Below are 5,811 nucleotides of genomic sequence, written 5' to 3' on the forward strand. Positions count from 1 at the left end.
GGCGCGCGCGGGACGGCGAAGGCGGCGCGGCGGCGCGGCGGTCAGCCCTCTCCGAGCGGGTCCTGGGCAACGGCGGCGCGGTTACCCGGCAGCGGCAGCACGCGCGAGGCCGGGTGCGTCATCGCGCTGATCGTCATCGCGCCGTTCGATGTCGGCAGGGCCGATGTCGGCATGGTTCCCCCACAGGGTCGGAACGGCCGAGTACCCCCGATTCGGCCCGATACTTAGGCGAGCCTAACCTAATCGTCGTATGCGACGGTACCGAGCCTCCCTGAACAGCCGCACCACCGTCGCGGGAGTACGTTTGACGGGAGGAGGCGAGCGCGTCATGAGCAACTGGATCAGCGTGGTGGTGATCCTGGGCCTGATCGCGGTGGGATTCACGGTGATCCGTCTGCTCCAGAGCCGCGCGGCGGCACCGGCCGCCCGCGCACATGCCGCAGGCCGTGACGAAGAGCCCGAAGAGCCCCCGGCACAGCACCCGCAGCACCGCGACAGAAGCGGCCTTCACTGGCCGAGCAGGCTGAACGGGCTCGGCGACGTCATTTCTGGGCGTGCTCACCGACGTAGAAAAGCAGCCAGATGAACCCGGCGAACAGGTGCGTCCCGAAGATGTAGAAGAAGACGCGGAGGGCCACTCCGCGCTCCTTCCAGCTCTCGTCGCCGCTGTCGCTCATCCACAGACCTCCCGCCGGGCGCACGCGGACACGCGGCACGAACACGGCCGCCGCCGACACCAGCGTACGGGCATGCCCGCCGCGCCGCCGGGGGCGGCCGTTTCCGGCCCACGACCGGCCAAGACCGCACCACCACGACCGGCCCACGACCGGCCGATGAAGTGACCGCGTCGGCCCGCCCGCGCACATCCTCGCCCTCACCCTCGCCCCCCTCCCCGCTTACGCAGCCCAGCCCCCTCCCGCCCTCGCTCGCCACGCCCCGGCCAGGGCGGAATAGAGGGTGGTGGATCGTCGTTGACGGTGACAGTTTAAGATTCAACCAACACCACCTTCGAGAGACGACGCGAAAGCGAGAGGCGTGAGCGCGATGCAGTTCGGGATCTTCACCGTCGGCGATGTCACGGCCGACCCGACCACGGGACGTACGCCGACCGAGCACGAGCGGATCAAGGCGATGGTCACCATCGCGCGGAAGGCGGAGGAGGTCGGGCTCGACGTCTTCGCCACGGGCGAGCACCACAACCCGCCCTTCGTCCCGTCCTCGCCCACCACGATGCTCGGCCATATCGCCGCCACCACCGAGCGGCTGATCCTCTCCACCTCCACCACGCTGATCACCACCAACGACCCGGTGAAGATCGCCGAGGACTTCGCGATGCTCCAGCACCTGGCCGACGGGCGCGTCGATCTGATGATGGGGCGCGGCAACACCGGTCCGGTCTATCCGTGGTTCGGTGAGGACATCCGCCAGGGCATTCCGCTCGCGATCGAGAAGTACGCGCTGCTGCACAAGCTGTGGCGCGAGGACGTCGTGGACTGGGAGGGCAAGTTCCGTACGCCTCTCCAGGGCTTCACCTCGACGCCTCGCCCGCTGGACGGCACTCCGCCGTTCGTCTGGCACGGTTCGATCCGCTCGCCCGAGATCGCCGAACAGGCCGCCTACTACGGAGACGGCTTCTTCGCCAACAACATCTTCTGGCCCAAGGAGCACTTCCAGAAGCTGATCCGGCTCTACCGCAAGCGCTACGCCCACTACGGGCACGGCACTCCGGAGCAGGCGATCGTCGGCCTCGGCGGCCAGGCGTTCATGCGGAAGAACTCGCAGGACGCGGTACGGGAGTTCCGGCCGTACTTCGACAACGCGCCGGTGTACGGGCACGGCCCGTCGCTGGAGGAGTTCACCGAGCAGACTCCGCTGGTCGTCGGCAGCCCGCAGGAGGTCATCGACAAGACGCTGTCCTTCCGTGACTCCTTCGGCGACTATCAGCGCCAGCTCTTCCTGATGGACCACGCGGGCCTGCCGCTGAAGACCGTGCTGGAGCAGCTCGACCTGCTGGGCGAGGAGGTCGTACCCGTACTGCGCAAGGAGTTCGCGAGCCTGCGGGCGGCCGGAGTCCCGGACGGCCCGGTGCACCCGACGGCCGCGGCCCGCACCGACGACACCGCCAAGGAGGTCTGACCATGGAGGCGCTGAGGCTCGTCGCCGTCTCGGCCGGGCTGGGCAAGCCGTCGTCCAGCCGGCTGCTGGCCGACCGGCTGGCGGAGGCGACCGCGCGCGAACTGGCCGCCGCCGGCCGCAAGGTGGAGGTCGAGGTCGTGGAACTGCGCGAGCTGGCGGTCGACATCGCGAACAACCTGGTCACCGGCTTTCCGTCGACCGTGCTGAGCGCGGCGCTGGACCGGGTGACCGGCGCGGACGGACTGATCGTGGTGACGCCGGTCTTCGCCGCCTCGTACAGCGGACTGTTCAAGTCGTTCTTCGACCTGGTCGAACCGGACGCGCTCACCGGAACGCCCGTACTGCTGGCCGCGACCGGCGGCACCGCGCGCCACTCCCTGGTACTGGAACACGCCCTGCGCCCACTCTTCACCTACCTGCACGCGCTGACCTCGCCCACAGCGGTCTTCGCCGCCACGGACGACTGGGGCGCAGCCGCCGACACCCACGCAGGCGGCCTCCCGGCCCGCATAACCCACGCGAGCACCGCCTTCGCCCACCTCCTGGCAACGGTCACACCGGCACAGGAGGAAGCCCCGAAACCGCCCAAGACGCACGCCGCGCACGCCGCGGCCGAGGACCTGGACAACCTGGAGGACCTGTACGACGACCTGGACGGCACAGTCCCCTTCGAGCAACTCCTCAGAAGGCTCGCCTAGGGCCTGTTGTGAAAGCCCGGCGGTAAGAGTTGTGGTACTTAGGCTCCCGAGGCGTCCCTACTGAGGTCGCATCAGGCGCAGGTCATCACCCCACGCGTCCAGCACCGCGTCATGTCCGGCCCGCCGGGCCGCTGCTTCGACCTGGGCGAAGAGGCGACGCTGCGTGGGTACGTCGCCCGTTGCTGAGATGTGGTTCGCAGCGTCGAGCAACAGCTCGGTGTCCCAGCCGGGCAGTGGGAATCGGGCGAGTTCCCATTCCAGGTACTTGTTGTAAGGGCGGGGGCGTCGGTCCAGTGCGAAGAGCAACTCCAGCAGGAATCTGACGCTGTCGGCGGCGTCGAGGCGGGCCGCGAGGGCATGTCCGTCGCGGTCGTTCTTTACCGAGCGGTAGAGGGAGTTGGCGTAGGCATCGAGCCATGCGTCTGCCTCGTGGAAGGCTTCGTCAGCGGCGAGCCGTGTCTTGTCGGCCAGGATCTGGGCGATGACTCCGCCAAGTCGGTCGAGCACGATCCGGGCTCGGGCGAGGGCGTATCGCTCGAAGCCGGGCATTCCGGCGGCGCGGAACTCGTCGAGGGAGAGGATGACGAGGTCGAGTTCTGGAGTGCGGTGCCCCGTGAACCGGGCCAGTTCCGTCGTCGCTCCATCAGCGAGGATGACGTACAGGTCGTGGTCGGAGTGCTCGGTGGTCATGCCCTCGTGGGCCTGGGAGCCTTTGAGGACAAGGCCGACGACCGCCGGATCAGCGGCGGCGAGTGCGACGAACGCATCGTAGGTGAGGTGTTCCTGGGCGGTCATTGCGTGGTCTCCGGTGATGTGGTGACGGGCATGCCAGGCGGGGCGCCCCGGCTCACCTGAGGCGCCCGCAACGTCTGCAGCGGTGCTTGGCCGCCGCCCGGAAGATCAACGCACGTGCGGACTCTATCGCCCGGTCTGCCGGGTGGTCTCGCATTCGACTGTTCCAGGTAGGCCCGCTTGGCTTCTTGAAATCCCGGTCACAGCCACTCATTCATGACTGCGATCTGGACGGTGGCCTCGTAGCGGACGGCAAGTTTGTCGTACCTCGTGGCAACGGCCCGGTGCCTCTTGAGGCGGTTGATGCCGCACTCGACTGCATGGCGCTCGCGGTAGTCGGTCTTGTCGAACTTCGGCGGCCGGCCACCTCGGGCCCGAGCACGTCCCGAGCCCGGACCCGGGCACGTCCCGAACAGCCTCTGTTGTCGGTGAGCCCGTGACTGTCGTTCCTGGCCGTTAGGGTGCGGCGCATGCAATCGCTGATCACCGCCATCCGCGAACACGACGACGCTGCCCATTTCCTGGCCTGGCCCGGCGACTTCGACCTCGACCGCGCAGACCATGGCGAGGACGTCCACCTCGCGTCGGGCGCGACGCTGGAGGGCTTCGCGGGTGATGGAGCCGGAGGCACGTTCTTCTTCTGTGGCGATGGCGGAGAGGAACGTCCGGTCCTCTACGCGGACTCCGAAGGCGGCGCGGCTCTGATCGCAATCGGCCTGCCGGAACTTATACGGCTCCTGCTGGTCGCACCCTGGTGGCGCGACTGTCGAGGGTTCACCGCGGAGGAGAGCGGTGAGCTGGCGGCCGAGTACCTGGAGGACATGCCCGACATGCTGGTTCAGCGGGACCGGGTGGCCGCCGCTCTCGGCCTTGACCTTCCCGCTGAGGCCGACGTCCTGACCCGCCTGCGCGAGGTCGCCACCGCGGCAGGCGAGGACTTCATCCTGATCTTCACGCCCGAGGACGAGCCCTACGACCCGCTGTTCAAGGGCTGAGCGACATGCCCGTCGGCTGCATTCGCCCGGCTCAGGGCTCGTGCATGTTCAGGGCTCCCGCATAGCTCAGGGCTCGTGCATATAGAACGCGTAGAACGTGATGATGACCGTGCCCACGGCCAGTGCGAGGCCGATGCCTGAGGACAGCAGGACGCTGTGACCGGTGAGGCTGTACAGGAAGCCCATGGCGCAGCCGACCAGGGTGCCCCAGGCCGCGGCGCGCAGTTCGCGCATCAGGGAGTGCTGGAAGCGGAGGAGGCCGATGATCAGCAGGGCGAGGAGCGCACCGGATATCAGGGCCAGGGCGAGCTGTCCGTAGGTGGCCGGGCCGCCGCCGCGGGCGATGTACGCGGCGTAGGCGCCGTAGATGATGCCCAGCAGAAGCGGTATTCCCAGGGCGGGCGGAGAGAGATGGAACCGTTCCAGTGGGGAGACATGGCGGCGCGTCGGCCGCGTGGGTACCTGAGTGGCCATGGCAGGGCGCTCCTTCCGTCCCCCCGCCTCTCCAGCGCACACCTGCCCGCCGTACCCGTCAACCGCGGCGCTCACCAGGTCGGCGGCGCATGGCTCGCGCCCGGCGCCCGCGCCGCGTTCCCTTGAGGAGTGCGGAGCTATCTCTCCACGGCGCTGATCGTCCTGCTCGCGGTCCTGACCCCGTTGAGCGCGATCGCGGCCTGGGCCGATCTGGAGATCGGCGACACGGGCCGCTTCGTCTCGACGATGACGCCGCTCGCCTCCGACCCGGCCGTGCAGGGCGCCGTCGCCGACCGGGTGACCGACCAGGTCATGACACAGATCGACGTGGGCCCGCTCCAGTCGGGCGTACGCGAGCTGCTGCACGAGGCCGTGCTGTCGTTCTCCACCTCCGCGGCCTTCAAGAACGCGTGGACGACGGCGGCCCGTGCCGCGCACACCACCGCGCAACAGGTCCTCGCCAGCGGGCGCGGTGATGCGGTCACCATCGATCTGGCGCCCGTCACCGAACAGGTGAAACGGCAGTTGATGGCCGACCGGGTGCCGTACGCCGACCGGATCCCGGTACGGCACAGCGAGATCACCGTGCTGAAGGCCAACGGTCTCGGCGTCTGGCGCGATGTGGCCCGCGGGCTCACGGCGGCCGGTGTCCGGCCGGCCGTGGCGACGCTCGTGCTCGCCGCGGCGGCCCTGCTGCTCGCCGTACGCCGGCGCCG

General features: G+C 69.0%; 7 protein-coding genes and 1 pseudogene. 4 read left to right on the plus strand and 4 right to left on the minus strand.

The window, feature by feature from the left end; all coding sequences use genetic code 11:
• Positions 1–41: 41 nt before the first annotated feature.
• Together GA0115259_RS42385 and GA0115259_RS42390 are read right to left on the minus strand one after the other, a co-directional pair.
• Entirely contained in the window at positions 42–173 is a 132-nt protein-coding gene (locus GA0115259_RS42385) for a hypothetical protein (RefSeq protein ID WP_256098237.1), read from the minus strand.
• A 369-nt stretch (positions 174–542) separates the two neighbouring features.
• Positions 543–677, minus strand: a complete 135-nt coding sequence (locus GA0115259_RS42390; RefSeq protein ID WP_237540651.1) for a DUF6126 family protein — start codon at positions 675–677, stop codon at positions 543–545.
• 367 nt (positions 678–1,044) lie between these two features.
• Between GA0115259_RS42390 and GA0115259_RS32430 the strand changes: the two genes are divergently transcribed.
• Positions 1,045–2,136: an LLM class flavin-dependent oxidoreductase gene (locus GA0115259_RS32430; RefSeq protein ID WP_093603590.1), complete on the plus strand. Its 1,092-nt coding sequence runs from the start codon at positions 1,045–1,047 to the stop codon at positions 2,134–2,136.
• Between the two features lie 2 nt (positions 2,137–2,138).
• Positions 2,139–2,834, plus strand: a complete 696-nt coding sequence (locus GA0115259_RS32435; RefSeq protein ID WP_093603592.1) for a CE1759 family FMN reductase — start codon at positions 2,139–2,141, stop codon at positions 2,832–2,834.
• A 57-nt stretch (positions 2,835–2,891) separates the two neighbouring features.
• Here the strand turns inward: GA0115259_RS32435 and GA0115259_RS32440 are convergent, their stop codons facing one another.
• The gene (locus GA0115259_RS32440) at positions 2,892–3,629 is read right to left on the minus strand and encodes a hypothetical protein (RefSeq protein ID WP_093603594.1); all 738 of its coding nucleotides are present in this window, start codon (positions 3,627–3,629) and stop codon (positions 2,892–2,894) included.
• 467 nt (positions 3,630–4,096) lie between these two features.
• Here GA0115259_RS32440 and GA0115259_RS32450 point away from each other — a divergent pair, with 467 nt between their 5' ends.
• Positions 4,097–4,621 (plus strand): hypothetical protein, encoded by a 525-nt coding sequence (locus tag GA0115259_RS32450; RefSeq protein ID WP_093603596.1) that lies wholly within the window; start codon positions 4,097–4,099, stop codon positions 4,619–4,621.
• Between the two features lie 66 nt (positions 4,622–4,687).
• Here GA0115259_RS32450 and GA0115259_RS32455 read toward each other — a convergent pair whose 3' ends face one another.
• Positions 4,688–5,095, minus strand: a complete 408-nt coding sequence (locus GA0115259_RS32455; RefSeq protein ID WP_093603598.1) for a hypothetical protein — start codon at positions 5,093–5,095, stop codon at positions 4,688–4,690.
• Between the two features lie 129 nt (positions 5,096–5,224).
• Here GA0115259_RS32455 and GA0115259_RS32460 point away from each other — a divergent pair.
• A pseudogene (locus GA0115259_RS32460) lies at positions 5,225–5,811 on the plus strand (hypothetical protein); the annotation flags it as partial.

Source organism: Streptomyces sp. MnatMP-M17 (assembly GCF_900091995.1).
GTDB lineage: Bacteria > Actinomycetota > Actinomycetes > Streptomycetales > Streptomycetaceae > Streptomyces.

What these genes read in the sequence shown, in the direction of transcription:
- GA0115259_RS32430 (WP_093603590.1), top strand. Translation starts at nt 1,045, where the DNA reads ATGCAGTTCGGGATCTTCACCGTCGGCGATGTCACGGCCGACCCGACC.
- GA0115259_RS32440 (WP_093603594.1), bottom strand. Translation starts at nt 3,629, where the DNA reads ATGACCGCCCAGGAACACCTCACCTACGATGCGTTCGTCGCACTCGCC.
- GA0115259_RS32455 (WP_093603598.1), bottom strand. Translation starts at nt 5,095, where the DNA reads ATGGCCACTCAGGTACCCACGCGGCCGACGCGCCGCCATGTCTCCCCA.
- GA0115259_RS32450 (WP_093603596.1), top strand. Translation starts at nt 4,097, where the DNA reads ATGCAATCGCTGATCACCGCCATCCGCGAACACGACGACGCTGCCCAT.
- GA0115259_RS32435 (WP_093603592.1), top strand. Translation starts at nt 2,139, where the DNA reads ATGGAGGCGCTGAGGCTCGTCGCCGTCTCGGCCGGGCTGGGCAAGCCG.
- GA0115259_RS42390 (WP_237540651.1), bottom strand. Translation starts at nt 677, where the DNA reads ATGAGCGACAGCGGCGACGAGAGCTGGAAGGAGCGCGGAGTGGCCCTC.
- GA0115259_RS42385 (WP_256098237.1), bottom strand. Translation starts at nt 173, where the DNA reads ATGCCGACATCGGCCCTGCCGACATCGAACGGCGCGATGACGATCAGC.